Here is a 20,769-nt window from a genome sequence, read left to right as displayed (position 1 = left end):
TGTTTAAGTGAAGTTGCCCGCGCTCAATGCGAGAACGGGTAGAGTTTCCAGTACGCCTTGATCTGCCGCCAGCGATGCGCGAGCCCGTCAGGCTCGAACATCAGGAATGCGATGATGATCACCCCGATCGCGATCTCGCGCAGGAAAGTGATGTTGGTGTTGAGCGAGAGCGCCTGATCGATCGCTCCGCCTTTCAGATGATGGCTCAGCCACTCCATCGATTCCGGCAGCAGCACCACGAAGGCGGTACCCATCAGCGTGCCCATGATCGAGCCGGTGCCACCGATGATGATCATGGCGAGGAACAGGATCGAACGCTCGATGCCGAAGCCCTCCTGCGACACCACGAGCTGGTAGTGCGCATAGAGCGCGCCGGCGACGCCGGCGAAGAAGGCGGCGAGCCCGAACGACAGCGTCCGGTATTTGGTGAGGTTGATACCCATGATCTCGGCGGAGAGATAATGGTCGCGGATCGCCACCAGCGCGCGGCCGTCACGGGTGCGCATCAGATTGGTGACGAGGACGTAGCTCACGAGCACATAGGCCAGCACGACGTAGAAGTACTGTCGGTCGCCGCGCAGCGTATAGCCGAAGATCGAGAAAGGCGCGGCGCTCGCCGGCACCGAGCCGCCGGAAAACCATTCGGCGCGCGAGAAGAAGTCGAGCAGGATGTACTGCGCAGCCAGCGTCGCAATGACGAGGTAAAGACCTTTCAGCCGCGCCGCCGGAATGCCGAAGATCAGCCCGACCAGCGCAGTGACGATGCCGGCGAGCGGGATTGCGAAGAACACCGGGATCGGCGCGTTGTTGGAAATGTAGGCGGAAGTAAATGCGCCGAGCAGGAAGAAGGCGGCATGGCCGATCGAGATCTGGCCGGTGAAGCCGACCAGGATATTGAGCCCGAGCGCCGCGATCGAGAAGATGCCGATCTGGATCAGGATGCTGAGCCAATACCCGCTGAAGAATTGCGGCGCCAGACACAGCAGCAGCACGCCTGCGATGGCGAAGTTGCGGCTCGTCGCTGTCGGGAAGATCGTGGTGTCGGCCGCGTAGGAGGTGCGGAAATCACCAGCAGGAATGAGGGCAGGGCCGGCCATGGGTCAGATCCGCTCGATGTCGTGGGTGCCGAACAGCCCGTAGGGCTTGATCATCAGCACGATGATGAGGACGTAGAACGGCGCGATCTCGTAGAGATTGCCCCAGTGCAGATATTCGCTGTCGACATATTGCGCGACGTTCTCGAGCAGTCCGATGATGATGCCGCCAAGCACGGCGCCGCCGACGGAATCGAGCCCGCCGAGGATCGCCGCCGGGAACACCTTGATGCCGTAGGCGGCAAGGCCCGAGGACACGCCGTTCACGACCGCGACGACGACGCCGGCAACCGCCGAGACCGTCGCCGAGATCGCCCAGGCCATCGCGAACACGCTCTTCACGGAAATGCCGAGCGACTGCGCGACCTGCTGGTTGAACGCGGTGGCGCGCATGGCGAGGCCGTATTTGGAGGCGCGGAAGAACCAGGCCATGCCGATCATCATAGCGACCGAGACGACGAGACTCATGACATAGACAGTCTGGATCTGGAGCCCGAACAGGCTGACGGATTGACTCTCGAATACGCGCGGGAACGGCTGCGGGTTGACACCGAACATCCACTTCAGCGTCGCCTGCAGCACCGTCGATAGGCCGATCGTCACCATGATCACCGAGATGATGGGCTCGCCGATCATCGGACGCAGGATGAGTACCTGGATCGCGATGCCGAACACGAACATGAACACCAGCGTGATCGGCATGCCGATCCAGAAGGGCACCTGATATTTCGCCAGCAGCGCCCAGCACACCCAGGCGCCGACCAGCAGCAATTCCCCTTGCGCGAAATTGACGACCTGCGTCGCCTTGTAGATCAGCACGAACGACATCGCGACTACGCCGTAGAGCGTGCCGACGACGAGGCCGTTGACCAGGAGCTGGATGAGGAAGGCGGTGTTCATGCAGTGGTGCTCGCTGACAAATCCGGCGCGCTCTCACCCTCTCCCCTTGTGGGAGAGGGTGGCTTCGCGAAGCGAAGCCGGGTGAGGGGTTGTCTCGGCAGTGGCGGTGTGGAGAGAGAACCCCTCACCCCGGCGAGGGTGTGGTTGATAGCGGCGATGGCCTCTCCCACAAGGGGAGAGGGCACAGCAACGCGCGTCGCGCTCGTGGCGGACAGGACGCTCACTCCGCCGCCTCCGCCATGTGGCCGTGGCCGCCGAGATCCACCACCCGCAACGTGGTGCGTACCCGCTGCGTGGTGCCGTCCTGGAAGCGGATCACGGTGTCGACGGGAATGTCCGCGACGCCGCGGTAAATGGCGTCGATGATGCCTTCGTATTTCTCGTTGATGACGCTGCGGCGGACCTTTCTGGTCCGGGTGAGCTCGCCATCGTCGGCATCGAGCTCCTTGTAGAGCAGCAGGAAGCGCGAGATGCGCTGGGCCGGCGGCAGCGTGGCATTGACGGTCTCGACCTCCTTCTGCAGCAGCGCGTAAACCTCGGGCCGCGAGGCGAGGTCGCTGTAGGTCGTGAACGAGAGCCGGTTCTTTTCCGCCCATTTCGAGATAATGGAATAGCGGATGCAGATCATTGCCGCGAGCGCGTCGCGGCCGGCGCCCAGCACCACGGCCTCCGCGATATAGGGCGAGAACTTCAGCTTGTTCTCGATGAATTGCGGCGAGAAGCGCTCGCCGCGCGAGGTCTCCGCGAGATCCTTGATGCGGTCGATGACGACGAGCTGCTGATCGGCATTGAAATAGCCGGCATCGCCGGAGCACATCCAGCCGTCCTTGATGTCGGCAACGCTCGCCTCGGGATTCTTGTAATAGCCGAGGAACATGTTGGGATGCCGCACCACGATCTCACCGACGCCGTGGACGTCGGCATTGTCGATGCGGATCTCGATGCTGTCGGCCATCGGCACGCCGGTCGTATCAGGGTCGACCTTGCCTTGGGGATGCAGTGTATAGGCCCCCAGCAGCTCGGTCTGGCCGTACAGCGTGCGCAGGGGCACGCCCATGGCCTGGAAGAACTTGAAGGTTTCCGGTCCGAGCGCTGCGCCGCCGGTGGCGGCCGACCGCAGGCGGGTGAAGCCGAGGCGGTCGCGCAGCGCGCGGAACAGGATCGCGTCGGCAAAGCCGGAGCGCTTGCCCTGTTCGAGTGCGGCGAGGCCGCTCTTCATGCCGATGTCGAACAGGCGCTGCTTGAAGGGCGTCGCATCCATCACCTTGGCGCGGACGTCGGCCGCGATCGATTCCCAGACCCGTGGGGCAAAGAGTACGAAGGTCGGCGCGATCTCGCGCAGATCGTTCATCATGGTGTCTGGCTCTTCGACGAAGTTGATCTTCATCCGGCACAAGAGGCCTTTGCCGAGCACGTAGACCTGCTCCATGATCCAGGGAAGCGGCAGCACCGAGACGTATTCGTCATCGGGTCCCTTCGGATCGAAGGCGAGATAGGTCGCGCAATGGCCGAGCACGCGCCCGGCCGCGAGCATCGCGAGTTTCGGATGCGAGGTGGTGCCTGACGTCGTGCAGAGGATCGCGACGTCCTCGCCCTTGGTGGCATCGACCAGCCTGTCGTAGAGCTCCGGCTCCCGCGCAGCACGCGCCCGGCCGAGCTCGGCAAACTTCTCCGCCGACATCAGCCTCGGGTCGTCATATTTCCGCATCCCGCGCGGATCGGAATAGATGATGTGCTTCAGCTTGGGAGCGCGCTCGGCAAGGGTGAGAAGCTTGTCGACCTGCTCCTCGTCCTCGGCGAAGACGAGTTGCGCCTCGCCATAGTTGAGGAGATAAGAGGCCTCCTCGTCCAGCACGTCGCGATAGAGCCCGAGGCTCAGTCCACCGATCGCGTGGGTCGCGACTTCCGCCGCGACCCAGTCGGGCCGATTGTCGCCGATGATGCCGACGACGTCACCGCGAGCAAGGCCGAGCTCGACCAGGCCAAGCGCGAAATCGCGCACCCTTGTCTGGTAGTCGTTCCAGGTGAAGATGCGCCAGAGCCCGAGATCCTTCTCGCGCAATGCGATCTCGTTGCCGTGCTCCCTGGCATTGAGCCGTAGCATCTTCGGATAAGTGTCGGCCTGCGCGACGCGGCCTGCATAATCCATCATGCCGCGCTCTCCTGCGCCGGCGGCGCGTCGTCGGGATCGACCAGCACCTCGTCCTCCTCGCCGAGATAGGCGCGCTTGACGTGGGGATCGGCGAGCACGGTGGCCGGATCGCCCTCGGCGATCTTCTTGCCGAAATCCAGCACCATGACGCGATGGGAGATGTCCATCACCACGCCCATGTCGTGCTCGATCATCACCACCGTCATCCCGAACTCCTCGTTGAGATCGACGATGTAGCGGGCCATGTCCTCCTTCTCCTCGAAGTTCATGCCGGCCATGGGTTCGTCGAGGAGAATGAGACGCGGCTCCAGCGCCATGGCGCGCGCGAGCTCGACACGCTTGCGCAGGCCGTAGGAGAGCGTGCCTGCGGTCGCCTTGCGCACCGACTGCAGGTCGAGGAAGTCGATGATCTCCTCGACCTTGCGGCGGTGCTCGAGCTCTTCCTTACGCGCGCCGGTGAGCCAATACAGCGAGCCCGTGAGGAAGTTGTTCTTCAGGAGGTGATGGCGGCCGACCATGATGTTGTCGAGCACGCTCATATGGTGGAACAGCGCCAGGTTCTGGAAGGTGCGGCCGATGCCGAGCGAGGCGCGGGCATTCGGCGTCAAACCGGTGATGTCGCGGCCTTGGTAGAAGAGCTGGCCTTCGGTCGGCTTGTAGCGGCCGGAAATACAGTTCACGATCGAGGTCTTGCCGGCGCCGTTGGGGCCGATGATCGAGAACAGCTCGCCCTCCCGAATGGCGAAGCCGACGTCGGTCAGCGCTCGAACGCCGCCGAATCGCAAGGACACGCCGCGCACTTCAAGACTGGTAGCCACCAAACGAATCCCTCCCGGTCATGGCGCATTTCAGCGGCGCTCTTCGTCCGTTCTGTCGAGCGATCCTAGTACGGCGGTGACGGTGAGGCCATGCATCAGATGGTCTCGACCGGAGCCGCGCACTCTCGTTCCCGTTTGGGATCGAAAGCCGTATCGCCCGAGGTGGTCCTCAATAGGGGAAAGCGCTATTTTGAAATGTCTCCCGGCTGACAATTCTGCGACAAAGTTTGCGGGCCGGCAGCGGCGTTCATCTTTGGTCGAATGGCGGTCGATACCATCATGTTGCAATGCAGCAGAAAGCGGAGTGACGAAATCGTGCGGCTGGCCGCCAGATCATGATTTCAGAAGATCATCTGAAGCGCGTCGCCGCCTGGTCGCGCGAGCTCACGCAAGCGGAGATCGAGGTCGCGCGTGCCGGGATCACGGAGCGGTCCTACGGCACCGGCGAGACCGTGTTCATGCGCGGTGACATTTTTGCCTATTGGGCCGGCATGGTGAGCGGCCTGGCCCGCATGGGCGGGGTCTCGCGGGACGGCAAGGAGACCAGCCTTGCCGGGCTGACGGCAGGGGCCTGGTTCGGCGAGGGCAGCGTGCTCAAGAACGAGCCGCGCCGCTATGACGTGGTCGCGCTGCGCGACAGCCGCGTCGCACTGATGGAGCGCAGTGCGTTCATGTGGCTGTTCGAGAACAGCGTCGGCTTCAACCGCTTCCTGGTGCGCCAGCTCAACGAGCGGCTCGGCCAGTTCATCGGCATGCTCGAGGTCAACCGCACCCTGGATGCCACCGCGCGCCTTGCCCGCAGCATCGCTTCGCTGTTCAACCCGATCCTCTATCCCGAATCGACCACGCATCTGGAGATCACGCAGGAGGAGATCGGGGCGCTTTCCGGCATGTCCAGGCAGAACGCCAACCGCGCGCTGAACCGGCTGGAGAAAGAGGGGCTGCTGCGGCTGGAATATGGCGGCGTCACCATCCTCGATATCGAGCGGCTGCGCGGGTACGGGGATTAGGGCAAGAGGGCAAGCAATAACAAGGAGCTGTCCGCCCCGGTCAGCCTTAAATCTTTGATGGGCACCGCTCAAGTCTATGGTCCATAATCGCGGTACTTGCCCTGTCTCCCCCGCATTGTGGAGCCCGCCATTGGCGTCTGTCGAGATATTCATTGGTGCGTCAATCGAGTACGCTTCAGAGCGGGCTACCTTGCAGCGCGCACATGAGTTTCTGTCGGCCCATTGCATTCCGGCTGTCATCCTTGCGAATCTGAATCTAGGTGATCGCCAAGTCGATCTCGTTATCGCGATCGACCGGGCCGCGCTCGTCACCGAGTCAAAGGGATTTACTTCAGCCGTTCGCGGTGGACACAACGGCGATTGGGAAGCGCGCCTCGCCTCGGGTGAATGGAAAAAGTTCGGAAACCCCTATCTCCAGGCTATGGGTCAGAAGCTGGCGTTGCGCGATGCGATGCGAAGCTTTGCCGGGACCGACGTTCCGTACCCGGATGCTGCACTGATCTTCGTTCCCGCCATCCCGGCCGGCTCGACGGTTCCACCGGGGGATTTCAAGGTTTCGATTGGCGGCCTCGACAACCTTCCGGGGCTTATCGGATCGATGAAGCGCGATGGGTGGTCGCTGGATCAGTGGCGTGCCTTCGCAGCCCATCATAGGCTGGTCGCGGCACCGTCGGTCGACGCGGCCTCGAGCCCGGAACTGCTCGATGCGGGGAAATTACTGAAAGCCTATGGTGGAGCCCTAACCCGAACCTACGGCGGACCTGCATCTGACATGGTTTGCATGTCCTGCGTCCACGAAAACGAGGCGCTTTCGTCGGACGACGTTCTGAAGCGGTCTGCGCAGGACGACAACATGTTGCTGATGGGTCCTTCGGGGTGTGGCAAGAGCCTCCTCGGCTACCATATCGCCCTTGCAGCCTTGGCGCGCGGAGACGTGCCGATCATCGTCCCGGCAAAGGATTTCGAGGGAAGTCTGCGTGATGTGGTGAACCGCGAGGCGGCTCTGCTCGGCGCAAGATCAGCAACCGCAGTGATTTCCGCCACGCGGCGGCTGAACCGCCGTATTCTGCTCGTCGTGGACGGTTACAACGAATGCACGCCTGCCGAACGGCAACGCCTGACACGAAGTATCGCTGCGGCTGTAAAGCGGTATGACGCGCGAGCTGTCATATCAAGCCGCGTTTCGCTTGAGCGGGGTGACCTCCTGCCAGTGCGCGGTTATGCCGTGCAGATCCCGGACGACAAAATCAAGCTGGCCATCGCGCGAAAGGCTGCTGCCGGTGAGGTTTCTGTCCAAACCTTTGCAGAATTGATCGGCACCGTTGGAAGCGGTCTCGAAGCGAAGATGGTCGGGCAGCTAGGCCAACAGCTCTCCCCCGATACGAGCAAGTATGGCCTGTTCGATGCCTATGTGCGCGAACGTCTGGGCTCCTTGGCTTCCGACGGCATTCGCGCCCTGTCCCGCATCGCAGGGATGATGATGCAGCGCATCAGCTTCGGTCTTTCCGTTCGGGAACTCGATCGCTTGTCGGACCGCGAGGATGTCTCCGGTGCTTTGTTGCAGGCGCTGCAGGAAGCCAACATTCTGGACAAGCGCGGCGACCGGGTGAGTTTCAGCCACGAAATGTTCCTCAACGTTTTCGCGGCAGAATCGATCGTGCGTCGGGCGGGTGATGATCCCGAAGCGGTCGTGGCGGCGTTGCGATTGCCGCAACATTTGGAGATGACGCCCTTCGTGCTGGGAGCCATCGACGACGACAGTTTCCGGCGTCAGGTGCTACCCCATGTATCCGACGCGCGGGTCATTCGAGCGTGCCTTGCGGGACAATGCGGGCCGGACGCGCAGCGTTGGGCAGACGAGCGGTGTGACGAGGTGCTTGCGCGTGTCCGCGAGGAAGTTGAAAGCGTGCGGTTTGAAGTTTCGGACGAGTTCATGTGGCACGTGCGACCGAAACCAGAAACGGTTCAGGTGTGGTCTCCGCAGGATCGTGCGATTCTTGCAGCCATTCCCCAAGAGCTGGTCGCAGGCCGCCGTCTCGACGAACTGCTCGATCTGGTCGGAAAAATGGATGCGCGAATAGCCGAAGAACATCTCCGATTGCTTGATCAGGCCAGGGAAAAGAAACTCCACCTGCGAACGGGCCTCTATGCGGTATGCTATGCGGGCGTCGGAATGCGTGAAACGGGGCTGTCGCGCATTTGCGGTCCTATCTCAAGTGGCGGCCTTTACGACGGACCGAAGGTCACGGCCAGCGCCAACATCCACGGACGGTTGAAGTCCAACACGATATCGCCGGGACAAGTTGGCCTGCTGATTGAACTCGATAAGTATTCCAATCGGGACGCTCCCGCCGTTGGAACCATATTGCCTGAGCTCATCACGCGCTGGTGGCCGAGAGCCGCCCATCATCTGCGGCTCGGGCTCATGCACGCGGCGATGATGAGTGCCCCCGCGCTAAATGATGAAGAGCGTCGAGCATTGATTGCCGTCATCGAGGCAACCTGTTTGACCAACGGCGGCTTCGATGCCTGGGGAATCATCGATGCGCTCAAATCCCTCGGCGCGCTGGATGATGATCAGGAGAACTATGTTGCGACCGCCAAGGCCGAAATCCAAACGGTGCTGGCGGACCGAGAGAACCCCCTGATGTGGCAAGCTGCCAACGGGGCGTGGAACGCGCAGTTCGACCACCCCTATGACGCGGCATATTGGGAAGCATGGAACGACTTGCCGGAGGAAGAGCGCAAAGCACTCCTTTTCATGGCCGCGCAAGGCGCGGAAGGCCATTCCATGTTTACGCCGTCCTTGATCGCCGAAATGGCATCGTTTGGCGACCCGGCCGCGGCCCCCATTCTCGCGCAATGGACGACTCTGCCTCCGAAAAAGGAAGTGATGACGCAGGATGCCATTCGGACTTTTGAAATGGCCCATGCGGCGCTCGCCCGTCTGCGTTGCCCGTTGCCTGACCGTTCGGCGGAAGCCGTATCCGAAGCCGACCATGCGCTACTGGCTTGCGGGCAGATTCTTTATTGGCTCAATCGCGATGATCTCCCGGTGTCGACGCGTAAGTCGAATTGCGCAGCCTCGCTCGCTGTACTGTCGCGCCATGATGCGGGCGTCGCCGCTGCCGTCGCGGGAGAATTCTTCCGGTCGGACCACATGTTCGCGGAAAGCGCGCGCCGGCTCCCAGGTTCGAAGCCGGCGGTAACCTCTTTTGGGCAGTTTTTTCCTGATGAGATCGCCGCGATCTACCGGGCCGCGCTCGAAAAGCCGACCATTCAATCCGGATATTTTGAATTCTTCCGCGTCGATGAGATGATCGAAAAGGCGCTGGCTAACTTGGGACGGTACGGCAGGGCGCGTGATATCCCGCTGCTTCGTGCTTGGACCGTCCATCCTGATCTGGGGCGCTTTGCGATACAGGCCATCAAGGAGATTGAAGAAGCACCCACCCAGATGAAACAGCCGGTCAAGGGGTAGACCGATCACCGCCTAGGCGCACTTGACGCGGCCTCATCGTGGGTATGGCGTTCTCTAAGCGTCGGTGACGCGGCCTATGCCTTGGCCCATCGCTAGTGAACTGACCTTTCATCACCTCAGGCTATAATCAATCCCATGATCGATGAAGACCTACGCCTGCGCGCCAAGCGGCTTCTCGGTGGGCAATACCGGGTAGACGATCTCGACCGCTTTTATCTCGACCTTCGGGAGCGAACGCACGGTCGTGCGAGCTTCCGCGAGATCGGCGATTTTGTTGCGCATCGCGGAGAGCGCAACAGAGGGCCAGTCACGCAGGTCGCCCGTGACGTCTTAACGAGCGTGACCGTCTGGAGCTTGCAGTTCCGGGGCAAGAAACCGACCTATCCCGAGCTTGCGCAGGCTGCGCGGGCCAATTTCCGGCTCGCTTCCGATGAGCAGATCAAGAACGGATGTGGCCTTGAACGGTCGGCCGTGAAGAGGATTCTCGACCGGGTGTTGCCGGGCTTCGAAAGCGGCAAACCTACTAGCAATCTCAGTGATGAAGAATTGCGGGTACTCCAATACATTGCCAACCGCTTTATCTGGAAGCCGACGTTCACTGACGATGAGGTCGTTCAGGACTTTTGCGATGTCTTGGTGCTCAATAACATTGTCTTGGAGGACGATCGGCCGTCTCTTTTGGCGGAGCGAGAATTCATTTCTCTCTATGCTTTGATCCGCATGCACGGTACGACCATAGTGCTCAAGGACGGCACAACCGCGCAATTGCTTGCCGGATACGCAAACAAGCACGACGTTCTGGAAGTGAAGGTGCAGATCGAGTTCAACGATGGGCCAAAGCCGATCTCGGCGCCGGTTTGCATGTATGCAACCACACTCAAACCGGAAGACCACTGTGACGTGTCGCTTCTCGCGCTACCCGATGACTACCTAGCTCGGGTTTGGCGGATGCCACTCGAAATCGGGGACAACGGCAAACTGCGTCGCGTAGCGAGCTAGCGCGGCGTGCGATCACGTTCGGCCCGATTATGCCATTATGACGGTGTTTTGCCCGACGTGTCAAATTCGCGTCCTGAAAAAGCATTACGCCAGCAGTGATTGGCTACTGTGCATGGGGTTGTTTTCGCTGTTTTGGTCGAGCGCTCCAAAATGGTGGCAAGTCGGGACGGATCTCACCGCGCATTGGCGGGGGCGTGGACCGGCCAGAGGTCGGCGCGCCAACGCACCGCGATCGCCAGCATCGCGAAGAAGCCCGCGGCGGCATAGAGAGAGCCCGTCGCGGAATAGCCGATGACGTCGATCAGGCTGCCGGCTGCGAGCAGTCCGATCGGCAAGCCATAGATGACCATCATGCGCACGCCCATGACGCGGCCTCGCAGATGTGCGCTCGCGGTGCGCATCAGAATGACGGCGGCCGAGATCATCGACATGCTCTGGGCGATGCCGGCGAGAACGAGGCAGGCCATCGCCACCGGCATGGTCCTGACCTCGACGAAGACCAGCAGCATGGCGTACCAGGCCAGCGTCGCGCCGATCAGAAGCCGGGCAATGCGCACGCCACTGATTAGGCTGAGCGTGATGGAGCCGATCAGCGAGCCGACGGCGAAGCTCGCCGAGAGATAACCGAGGCCGGTCTGGTCGGTGTGAAAGATCTCCCGCGCGATGTAGGGCAACAATCCGCCCGTGAAGGGAAATGCGGTGAGATTGGCCAGGAAGGCGACGCACAGCGCCGCGCGCATTCCCGGGCCATTCCAGGCATAGACGATGCCTTCCTTCAGGTCGTCCAGCAACCTCGAAACCGCGTGGCCGTTCGCCGGGAGATTGCCCGTGGTGACTGACCTTTCCGGCCGTGTCAGGCAGAGCATCAGAAGCGCAGCCACGAGGTAGAGCCCGGCAACCGCCAGATACACGAGCCCAATGCCAAGGACGGCGAACAGCCCGGCGCCCGTCAATGCTCCCGCGATGCGCGCACTGTCCTGGGTCGTGCGCGCAACGCTGATGGCGCCGACCAATTGCTCGGCCGGCATGATCTCGGCAAGCAGTGCGCCCCGGACGCCGAGATCCGAAGGGCGGATCAGCCCCATGATCGCGACGATGATCATGACGCTCAGCGGCGACAGGTGACCGGTCAGCGCCAGGACCATGATGGTCGACGACAGCGCCGTATAGGCAAGACGCATCACGACCAGGAGATCGCGATGACCCATGCGGTCGCCGATCATGCCGAACACGGGCGCAACCAGGGTTCCGACGAACTGGAGTGAAGCGAGCACGGTGAGCAGCAACACCGAGCCGGTTTCGACAATGATGTACCAGCCGAGCACCAGCGTCTCGACCTCGAAGGCCCAGGAGGTGAGCAGGTCGGACGGCCACTGGAAACGATAGTTGCGGATGCGGAATGGCGCGAGCGCCGAAGGTCGTGCGGTGGCGCTCACGACGCGATGACGCGTATCACGGCGATTCCCTTGCCCCTGTTGTTTCTTCTTGCGGGCGCGCAAGCTAGCGCTGGCGATGCTCGTGTCAATCGCAGTCGCCGCAGGCCGCCCCCGCGTTCGGCTCCTAGCTCGCCGCGGCTCTCGGCTTCCGCTCCGCCAGCGCCGCGGCCATCGCCGAGATCAGCGGACGCATGAAATAGGCTTCATCCGCCGGCGAGACGTCCGTGCGCAGACCGTGCGCGGCGAGTTCACCGGAGACCGCCGGCCCCACCGAGGCGATCAACGTCCGTTCGAGGCCCGTGCGCAGTTTCGCTTCGGCGCCATGCGCTTTCGCGGCCTCGATCAGGCGGCGGACCTGGCCGAGATTGGTCAGCGCGATGGAATCGATCCGCCCCTCGGACATGTCGTCGATGGCGGCGACGATGTTCGAATCCGCCGCCTTGGAATCGTAGACATAGGGCAGCACGGTATCGACGGCGGCGCCTTGCGCGGCCAGCGCGCCGGTCAGCGCGCTGTGATCCTTGTCGGGATAGAGCTGGAGACCGAGGCGCCGCCCCTTCAGATCGAGCCTGGCCAGCATCTCGATCACGCCCTCGGTGGTCGGCTTCTCCGTGGTCTGCTGTGCCTCGAGACCGATCTCGCGCAGCGCCTTGCCGGGTTTCGGGCCCCGGGTGAATTTTCGCGCTTTGGCGAGTGCCGCGACAAGCGACGTGTCGAGCCCGCGGGCGCCGGCAAGCTTCATGATCCGACGCAGGCCTTCGCCCGTCATCAGCACGAGATCGTCGAAGGGCTGGTCGATGGCACGGCGGATCCAGGCCTCCACCGGAGCCGGGTCCGGCGCATCACGGATGGTGAACATCGGGCACTGCACGACCTCGGCGCCTTGCTCGGCCAGAAGCTTCGAAAACTGCGCCTCCTCCCGCGTTTCCAGAATTAAGATGCGGTAGCCGTTCAAGCGGTCGGCCATGGGTGTGCTCCGATCATGGATTGCAATCGTCCGCTCATCCTGACTCTGCGCTTTATGTTGAAGCAAGTCTTGGGATTGGCGCAAGGGCGAGGTCGGTGCTAGAGCAGGGCGCAGATCGCTGGATCGTTCCGCTGCACAAACCCTCATCAAGAACCAAGCCCGTTCATCAACATGCCCGACCATCAATATGTCCTGACCCTGTCCTGTCCGGATCGCCCCGGCATCGTCTCGGCGGTGTCGACGTTCCTTGCCCACAACGGACAGAACATCCTCGACGCCCAGCAGTTCGACGACGTCGAGACCGAGAAGTTCTTTATGCGGGTGGTGTTCACCGCGGCCGATCTTGCCGTGGAACTGTCGGCGCTGCAGACCGGCTTTGCCGCGATCGCCGAGCGTTTCGGCATGGAGTGGCAGATGCGCGACCGCGCCGCGCATCGCAAGGTGATGCTGCTGGTGTCGAAATCCGACCACTGCCTGGTCGACATCCTCTATCGCTGGCGCACCGGCGAATTGCCGATGATTCCGACCGCGATCGTCTCCAACCATCCGCGCGAAGTCTATGCCGGGCTCGATTTCGGCGGCATCCCGTTCCACCATCTGCCTGTGACCAAGGAGACCAAGCGCGAGCAGGAAGCGCAGGTCATGGACCTCGTCGGCAAGACGAAGACCGATCTGGTGGTGCTCGCCCGCTACATGCAGATTCTGTCGGACGATCTGTCGGCAAAGCTGTCGGGTCGCTGCATCAACATCCACCACTCGTTCCTGCCGGGCTTCAAGGGCGCCAAGCCCTATCACCAGGCCCATGAGCGCGGCGTCAAGCTGATCGGCGCCACCGCGCATTACGTCACGCGCGACCTCGACGAGGGCCCGATCATCGATCAGGACGTCGAGCGCATCAGCCATCGCGATACGCCGGAAGATCTGGTTCGCAAAGGCCGTGATATCGAGCGCCGCGTGCTGGCACGGGCCATCCGCTACCATCTCGACGATCGTGTCATCCTCAACGGTCGCAAGACGGTGGTGTTCGTGGATTAGCGAATAGGGAGTGGCGAATAGCGAGTGGAAGCGGGAGGGCGCCCTATTCGCTACTCCCTATTCGCCATTCGCTCTCCTACCGCCCCGCGCCAGCCGACGCCGTCCCCGTTGTGCCCTTCTGGGCCTGCTCTTCCTTCTCGCGATCCGCGGCCGGCAGCAGGCGCTTGCGTTCGCGTTCCTTCATGTATGCGTCGTATTGCGGCGTGCCCGGTCGTGGCGGAGCATCAGCGGGCAGGCCGCCGGCCCATTGCGGGACGTAGTCGCCCACGCCGGCGGAGAGTTTTTCGTTAACCGTCCCGCAGCCGGACAACCCCGCGGCGAGCGCAACGAGGACGAGGGCGGAACGAAGAGTCTTGGGCATGGTGTACGCGTTCGGTGATTAGACGCCAGTTCGGCAGGAAGAAGCGTAGCCTTCAACAAGGTAAAATAGACTTATTCGAGGTAGGTAATTTGTTACCGAGTTGCGCCCGAGTGAGGGGCGTGAATGTACAGATTCTGCAAAAGAAAGGCGAAATCCTCCATGCGCGCGATCCTTCGCATTTCTGGACTTGGTGCGAGGCTCGCGACAACATGGCTTGGTCCGCGGGCAGGGGTTTTCGTTGACAAGTCCATTTTGTTTGTACATTCGTACAAATGAAGGCGGTGCTCGAGCTACTCCGATGCGGTGGCACCGTGTCCAGTCGATCGGTCTTCTGGACACTCGGGCTGTGCCGAAGGGCCGCCGAACGTCCGATTGACAAGCAGGGCGCGAAAGACGCCCATGTGGCGCCGCCGAGCACTTGCGGCAGCTAAGGTGAAGGCAAGGGCCGGGCACTCGGTCCAGGGCACAAGAGTCAGGAATGAAGGGGAGGGACATCTGATGTTCGAACGCAAACAACTGTCGCATAAGGCGACTTGGGCCGCCGCGGTTGCGGCCATTGCAGGCCTTGCCGGCCTCGCGCCTGCGAAGGCCCAGGACAGCGTCAAGATCGGTCTGATCCTGCCGATGACCGGCGGCCAGGCTTCGACCGGCAAGCAGATCGAGAACGCGATCAAGCTCTACATGCAGCAGAAGGGCGACACCGTCGCCGGCAAGAAGATCGAGATCATCGTCAAGGACGATGCTGCGATCCCGGACAAGACCAAGACCGCCGCGCAGGAGCTGATCGTTAACGACAAGGTCAACTTTATCGCCGGCTTCGGCGTGACTCCGGCCGCGCTCGCTGCCGCGCCGCTCGCCACGCAGGCCAAGATTCCGGAGGTCGTGATGGCAGCCGGCACTTCCATCATCACCGAGCGCTCGCCCTATATCGTGCGCACCAGCTTCACGCTGGCGCAGTCATCGACCATCATCGGCGACTGGGCGGTGAAGAACGGCATCAAGAAGGTCGCGACCCTGACTTCGGACTACGCGCCGGGCAATGACGCGCTCAACTTCTTCAAGCAGCATTTCACCGCCGGCGGTGGCGAGGTGGTCGAAGAGGTCAAGGTGCCCTTGCAAAATCCTGACTTCGCGCCGTTCCTGCAGCGCATGAAGGACGCCAAGCCCGACGCGATCTTCGTATTCGTGCCGGCGGGCCAGGGCGGCAACTTCATGAAACAGTATGCCGAGCGCGGCCTCGACAAGGCCGGCATCAAGGTGATCGGGCCCGGCGACGTCACCGACGACGACCTTCTCAACAACATGGGCGATGCCGTGCTCGGCACCGTCACCGCGCACCTCTATTCTGCCGCGCATCCCTCGCAGATGAACAAGGATTTCGTCGCAGCCTACAAGAAGGCCTTCGGCAACCGTCCGGGCTTCATGGCCGTGGGCGGTTATGACGGCATCCATCTGATCTACGAGGCGCTGAAGAAGACCGGCGGCGACACGGACGGCACCAAGCTTGTCGAGGCCATGAAGGGGATGAAGTGGGAAAGCCCGCGCGGCCCGATCTCGATCGATCCCGAGACCCGTGACATCGTGCAGAACATCTACATCCGCAAGGTCGAGAAGGTCGACGGCGAGCTCTACAACGTCGAGTTCGCGACCTTCGAAGCCGTCAAGGACCTCGGCAAGACCAAGAAGTGACGCGCGAAAGCGCGTCATCCCGGGGGCGCGCCTCTTACCTCTCCCGCTTGCGGGAGAGGTCGGCGCAAAGTGCCGGGTGAGGGTTGTCTTCTCTGGGGGAGTCTTCGTCGTTGAAGCACCCTCTCCCCAACCCTCCCCCGCAAGCGGGGGAGGGAGCGCAGTAAGGCACTTGGCTAAACCTGAAATAATTCCCGGCCCCCGATGACCGCAATCCTCACCAACCTGTTCGACGGCGTTGCCTACGGCATGCTGCTGTTCGTGCTCGCCTGCGGGCTCGCGGTCACGCTCGGCCTGATGAACTTCGTCAATCTCGCCCACGGCGCCTTCGCCATGGCCGGCGGCTATGTCTGCATGGTGCTGGTCAACCGGATGGGCTGGCCGTTCTTCGCCGCCCTGCCGCTCGCTTTCGTTTCTTCGGCTGCAATCGGTATTGTGCTCGAACGCACGCTGTACCGCCACCTCTATGCGCGCAGCCATCTCGACCAGGTTCTGTTCACGATCGGCCTGACCTTCATGTCGGTGGCGGCCGTGGACTACATCCAGGGCTCCTCGCGCGTCTTCATCAATTTGCCGGCCGCGCTCCAGGGCCAGTTCGACCTGTTCGGCGTCGGCATCGGCCGCTACCGGCTGATGATCATCGTGATCTGCGGCCTGCTCACCATCGCGCTTCAGATAGTGCTGGCCAAGACGCGCTTCGGCAGCCGCCTGCGCGCCGCGGTCGATGACCCGCGCGCCGCCAGCGGCCTCGGCATCAACGTGCCGCAGGTGTTCGCCTTCACGTTCGCATTCGGATGCGGGCTCGCCGGCCTCGGCGGCGCACTCAGCGCCGAGATCCTCGGCCTCGACCCGTATTTTCCGCTGAAGTTCATGATCTACTTCCTGATCGTGGTCACCGTGGGCGGCTCCTCTTCGATCACCGGCCCGTTCCTGGCCTCGCTCCTGCTCGGCATCGGCGACGTCGCCGGCAAATATTACGTGCCGAAGATGGGGCCGTTCGTGATCTACACCATGATGATCGTGATCCTGATCTGGCGTCCGAACGGCCTGTTCGGCCGCACGGCCGCGCGTTGAGTTCGCCCATGAGCGCTGCTTCCGACGTCGGTTATCACGCCCAGCGCCAAGCGCGCTGGCACTATGGCGAAATCGCCTTCTGGCTGATCGTGCTGGCCTGCGGCTTCGCCTTTCCCTCGCGCTACCTGATCATGACCGACATCCTGCGGCTGGCGCTGTTCACGATGTCGCTCGATCTCATCCTCGGCTACGCCGGCATCGTCTCGCTCGGCCACGCCGCGTTCTTCGGCGTTGGCGCCTATGCCGCGGGACTTCTTGCGCTCCAGGGCATCGTCAACGAGCCCGTGCTGGCGCTGATCGTCGCCGGCCTGGCCGCGATGGTGCTCGGCTTTGCCACCAGCTTCCTGGTGATCCGTGGCGTCGACCTGACCCGGCTGATGGTCACGCTCGGCATCGCGTTGCTGCTTGAGGCGCTCGCCGAGCGCTTCTCCAACATCACCGGCGGCACCGACGGCCTGCAGGGCATCGAGATGCAGCCGATCTTCGGCGTGATCCCCTTCGACATGTTCGGCAAGGCCGGCTTCTTCTATTCGCTGGCTGTCCTGTTCCTGCTGTTCCTGTTCGCCCGCCGTGTCGTGCATTCGCCGTTCGGCCTGTCGCTGCGCGCGATCAAGAACAATCCGCTCCGGGCCGCCGCCATCGGCATTCCGGTCAACCGCCGCCTGATCGCGATCTACACGCTGGCTGCGTTCTATGCCGGCATCGCGGGCGCGCTGTTCACCCAGACCACTGCGATCGCCTCGCTCGATGTGTTCGCTTTCGAGCGATCCGCCGACTTGATGCTGGTGCTCGTGATCGGTGGCACCGGCTATCTCTATGGCGGGCTGATCGGCGCGGTGGTGTTCCGCATGCTCCAGGAATTGTTCTCGACCATCACGCCGCAATACTGGCAGTTCTGGATCGGGCTCGTGCTGGTCGTGATCGTTCTGGTCGGCCGCCAGCGGCTGCATCGCTGGGTACTGTATGTGCCGAATCTGGTGATCAAGCAGCTCTCCGGGCGCAAGGCCGTCGTTGCCGTGCCGGAGAGCGACGCATGACCATCGCGCTCGAAACGAAGAATCTCGAAAAGCAGTTCGGCGGCCTGCGCGTCACCCGCGATTTGTCCTTGAGGATCGAGCAGGGCGCCCGCCACGCGCTGATCGGCCCGAACGGCGCGGGCAAGACCACGGTGATCAACCAGCTCACCGGGGTGCTCAAGCCGAACTCGGGCCGCATCCTGCTCGAAGGCCAGGACATCACCGATCTGCCGGTGCACAGGCGCGTGCTGCGCGGCCTGTCGCGCACCTTCCAGATCAACCAGCTCTATCCCGACCTGACCCCGCTCGAGACCATCGGCCTTGCCGTTTCCGAGCGTCTCGGCCATGGCGGCGACTGGTGGCGACGGATGGGCACGCGCAATGACGTCAATGACGAGATTGCCGAACTGCTGGCGCGCTTCCACCTGCTCGACGTCATGAACGAACAGACGGTGACGCTGCCCTACGGCAAGCAGCGCCTGCTCGAGATTGCGGTCGCCATCGCCGCCAAGCCGCGCGTGCTGCTGCTCGACGAGCCCGCCGCCGGCGTGCCCGAGAGCGAGCGCCATGACATTCTCGCCGTCGTAGGCAGCCTGCCGCGCGACGTTACCGTGCTCCTGATCGAACACGACATGGATCTCGTGTTCTCCTTCGCCGACCGCATCTCGGTGCTGGTCTCGGGCGCGCTGCTCACCGAGGGGCCGCCCGAACAGGTCGCGCGCGATCCGCAGGTGAAGGCTGTCTATCTCGGCGAGGAGGCGGTCAATGTCTGACCTGCTCGCGATCGATTCCTTGCGCGCCGGCTATGGCGAGGCGGTGGTCCTGCCCAACATGTCCCTGCGCCTCGCCGAGGGCCAGGTGCTGGCGCTGCTCGGCCGCAACGGCACTGGCAAGACCACGCTGATCAACTCCATCGTCGGCGTCACCCGCCGCTTCTCCGGCTCGATCGCGCTCGCCGGCGCCGACGTCACGACGCTGCGTCCCGACCAGCGGGCCCGTGCCGGCATCGGCTGGGTGCCGCAGGAGCGCAACATCTTCCGCTCGCTGACGGTGGAAGAGAACATGACGGCGGTGGCGCAGCCCGGCCCCTGGACCGTCGAGAAGGTCTACGAGATGTTCCCGCGGCTGAAGGAACGGCGCAGCAACTTTGGCAACCAGCTCTCCGGCGGCGAGCAGCAGATGCTGGCGATCGGCCGCGCGCTGACCCTCAATCCGAAGGTCCTGCTGCTGGACGAGCCGACCGAGGGCCTCGCCCCCATCATCGTCGAGGAGCTGCTCAAGGCGATCGGGACCATCACCCGGGCGGGCGGCATCTGCTCGATCATCGTCGAGCAGAATGCCCAAAAGATTCTGGGGCTCGCCGACCGCGTTGTGATATTGGAGCGCGGAACGATCGTCCACGACGCCCCGAGTGACGCGCTGAAGGCCGATCCCTCGGTCCTGGAACGCCACCTCGGCGTCGCAGGGGCAGCGGTCCACTGATTTCTTCGCCTCTCCCCGCTTGCGAGGAGAAGGAGTACAACGAGCGCCGACTGAAATTTCGGGAGAAACAGAAAATGCAGCGAACCAGAGCCCCCTTCCGCGCCGACGAGGTCGGCAGTCTCCTGCGTCCGGCCAAGATCAAGGAGGCGCGCGCCAGGCTCGAGAAGGGCGAGATCTCGGCCGACGATCTGCGCAAGATCGAGGATTTGGAGATCGAGAAGGTCGTGCACAAGCAGGCCTCGATTGGCCTGAAGCTCGCGACCGACGGTGAATTCCGCCGCTCCTGGTGGCATTTCGACTTCCTGGCCAAGCTCACCGGCTGCGAGCTGTTCCACCCCGACACCGGCATCCAGTTCGCGGGCGTGCAGACCCGCCACGATGCGGTCCGCGTCATCGGCAAGCTCGACTTCCCCGACAACCACCCGATGCTGGACCACTTCCGCTTCCTGAAGAAATACGCCGACCAGGCCCACGTCACGGCCAAGATGACGATCCCGTCGCCGGCGGTGCTCCACTTCCGCGGCGGCCGCAAGTCGATCTCCAAGGACGTCTATCCCGATCTCGATGCGTTCTACGAGGATCTCGGCAAGACCTATCGCAAGGCGGTGAAGGCCTTCTATGACGCCGGCTGCCGCTATCTCCAGTTCGACGATACCGTCTGGGCCTATCTCTGCTCGCAGGACGAATTGCAGAAGGCGCGTGAGCGCGGCGACGATCCCGAAGGTCTCCAGCAGATCTATGCGCGCATCATCAACTACGCGCTGGCCGAGAAGCCAGCCGACATGGTGGTGACGACGCATGTCTGCCGCGGTAATTTCCGCTCCACCTGGATCTCCTCGGGCGGCTACGAGCCGGTGGCCGAGACCATGCTCGCCGGCACCAATTACGACGGTTACTTCCTCGAATACGACAGCGACCGCGCCGGCGGCTTCGAGCCGCTGCGCTTCCTGCCCAAGGGCAACAAGGTCGTCGTGGTCGGCGTCATCACCTCGAAGTTCGGTGAGCTCGAGAAGAAGGACGACATCAAGCGCCGCCTGGAAGAGGCCGCCAAGTTCGCCCCGCTGGAGCAACTCGCACTCTCGCCGCAATGCGGCTTTGCCTCGACGGAAGAGGGCAACGTCCTCTCCGAGGAGGAGCAATGGGCCAAGCTCAGCCTTGCCGTCGAGATCGCGAAGGAAGTGTGGGGCCAGTAAGTCTCCGCAGCTAAGGCTCACTCGTGTCCCGGACGCGCTGCAACGCTCTTGCGTTGCTGCGCAGA

17 protein-coding genes are annotated in these 20,769 nt (G+C 62.9%); 10 read left to right on the top strand and 7 right to left on the bottom strand.

Going from position 1 to position 20,769, the window contains the following annotated elements:
• Positions 1–23 precede the first annotated feature (23 nt).
• The 4 genes from EDE08_RS31455 to EDE08_RS31440 all read right to left on the bottom strand — a co-directional run bounded on the left by EDE08_RS31455 (position 24) and on the right by EDE08_RS31440 (position 4,964).
• Entirely contained in the window at positions 24–1,097 is a 1,074-nt protein-coding gene (locus EDE08_RS31455; RefSeq protein ID WP_131872984.1) for a branched-chain amino acid ABC transporter permease, read from the bottom strand.
• A 3-nt stretch (positions 1,098–1,100) separates the two neighbouring features.
• Positions 1,101–1,994, bottom strand: a complete 894-nt coding sequence (locus tag EDE08_RS31450) for a branched-chain amino acid ABC transporter permease (protein WP_028181436.1) — start codon at positions 1,992–1,994, stop codon at positions 1,101–1,103.
• Positions 1,995–2,214: 220 nt separating this feature from the next.
• Positions 2,215–4,146, bottom strand: coding sequence for a long-chain fatty acid--CoA ligase (locus tag EDE08_RS31445; protein ID WP_131872982.1), 1,932 nt, complete (start codon positions 4,144–4,146; stop codon positions 2,215–2,217).
• Entirely contained in the window at positions 4,143–4,964 is an 822-nt protein-coding gene (locus tag EDE08_RS31440; RefSeq protein ID WP_035674435.1) for an ABC transporter ATP-binding protein, read from the bottom strand. Before EDE08_RS31440 ends, EDE08_RS31445 begins: the two co-directional genes overlap by 4 nt.
• A 335-nt stretch (positions 4,965–5,299) precedes the next feature.
• Here EDE08_RS31440 and EDE08_RS31435 point away from each other — a divergent pair, with 335 nt between their 5' ends.
• From EDE08_RS31435 to EDE08_RS31425, 3 genes are all read left to right on the top strand, one after another.
• Positions 5,300–5,974, top strand: coding sequence for a Crp/Fnr family transcriptional regulator (locus tag EDE08_RS31435; protein WP_028181433.1), 675 nt, complete (start codon positions 5,300–5,302; stop codon positions 5,972–5,974).
• A gap of 130 nt (positions 5,975–6,104) precedes the next feature.
• Positions 6,105–9,455: an NERD domain-containing protein gene (locus EDE08_RS31430; protein ID WP_165936286.1), complete on the top strand. Its 3,351-nt coding sequence runs from the start codon at positions 6,105–6,107 to the stop codon at positions 9,453–9,455.
• Between the two features lie 135 nt (positions 9,456–9,590).
• Complete coding sequence (locus EDE08_RS31425; RefSeq protein ID WP_131872978.1) at positions 9,591–10,454, top strand: hypothetical protein; 864 nt, start codon at positions 9,591–9,593, stop codon at positions 10,452–10,454.
• Positions 10,455–10,627: 173 nt separating this feature from the next.
• Here EDE08_RS31425 and EDE08_RS31420 read toward each other — a convergent pair whose 3' ends face one another.
• Positions 10,628–11,890 (bottom strand): MFS transporter, encoded by a 1,263-nt coding sequence (locus EDE08_RS31420; protein WP_131872976.1) that lies wholly within the window; start codon positions 11,888–11,890, stop codon positions 10,628–10,630.
• A gap of 124 nt (positions 11,891–12,014) precedes the next feature.
• The gene (locus EDE08_RS31415) at positions 12,015–12,857 is read right to left on the bottom strand and encodes a uroporphyrinogen-III synthase (protein WP_131872974.1); all 843 of its coding nucleotides are present in this window, start codon (positions 12,855–12,857) and stop codon (positions 12,015–12,017) included.
• 171 nt (positions 12,858–13,028) lie between these two features.
• On the opposite strand from EDE08_RS31415, the gene purU reads away from it, so the two are divergent.
• Positions 13,029–13,892 (top strand): formyltetrahydrofolate deformylase, encoded by an 864-nt coding sequence (gene purU / locus EDE08_RS31410; protein WP_131872972.1) that lies wholly within the window; start codon positions 13,029–13,031, stop codon positions 13,890–13,892.
• Between the two features lie 76 nt (positions 13,893–13,968).
• Here purU and EDE08_RS31405 read toward each other — a convergent pair whose 3' ends face one another.
• Positions 13,969–14,253 carry a hypothetical protein gene (locus EDE08_RS31405; protein ID WP_131872971.1) on the bottom strand — a complete coding sequence of 95 codons (285 nt, stop codon included), beginning with the start codon at positions 14,251–14,253 and terminating at the stop codon, positions 13,969–13,971.
• A 498-nt stretch (positions 14,254–14,751) separates the two neighbouring features.
• On the opposite strand from EDE08_RS31405, the gene EDE08_RS31400 reads away from it, so the two are divergent.
• The 6 genes from EDE08_RS31400 to EDE08_RS31375 all read left to right on the top strand — a co-directional run bounded on the left by EDE08_RS31400 (position 14,752) and on the right by EDE08_RS31375 (position 20,704).
• Positions 14,752–15,942, top strand: a complete 1,191-nt coding sequence (locus EDE08_RS31400; protein WP_131872969.1) for an ABC transporter substrate-binding protein — start codon at positions 14,752–14,754, stop codon at positions 15,940–15,942.
• Positions 15,943–16,143: 201 nt separating this feature from the next.
• Positions 16,144–17,013, top strand: a complete 870-nt coding sequence (locus EDE08_RS31395) for a branched-chain amino acid ABC transporter permease (RefSeq protein WP_131872968.1) — start codon at positions 16,144–16,146, stop codon at positions 17,011–17,013.
• A gap of 8 nt (positions 17,014–17,021) precedes the next feature.
• A complete protein-coding gene (locus EDE08_RS31390) occupies positions 17,022–18,050 on the top strand; it encodes a branched-chain amino acid ABC transporter permease (RefSeq protein ID WP_131872966.1) in 1,029 nt (342 codons plus the stop codon).
• Positions 18,047–18,802 (top strand): ABC transporter ATP-binding protein, encoded by a 756-nt coding sequence (locus EDE08_RS31385; RefSeq protein WP_131872964.1) that lies wholly within the window; start codon positions 18,047–18,049, stop codon positions 18,800–18,802. Before EDE08_RS31390 ends, EDE08_RS31385 begins: the two co-directional genes overlap by 4 nt.
• Positions 18,795–19,511: an ABC transporter ATP-binding protein gene (locus EDE08_RS31380; protein WP_131872962.1), complete on the top strand. Its 717-nt coding sequence runs from the start codon at positions 18,795–18,797 to the stop codon at positions 19,509–19,511. The genes EDE08_RS31385 and EDE08_RS31380 overlap by 8 nt, the downstream gene beginning before the upstream one ends.
• A 74-nt stretch (positions 19,512–19,585) precedes the next feature.
• Entirely contained in the window at positions 19,586–20,704 is a 1,119-nt protein-coding gene (locus EDE08_RS31375; protein WP_131872960.1) for a cobalamin-independent methionine synthase II family protein, read from the top strand.
• Positions 20,705–20,769: the final 65 nt, after the last annotated feature.

Source organism: Bradyrhizobium sp. R2.2-H (assembly GCF_004346455.1).
GTDB classification, from domain to species: Bacteria; Pseudomonadota; Alphaproteobacteria; order Rhizobiales; family Xanthobacteraceae; genus Bradyrhizobium; species Bradyrhizobium diversitatis.
Note: the sequence above shows the minus strand (reverse complement) of the source record. Positions and strands in the feature narration are given on the sequence as shown.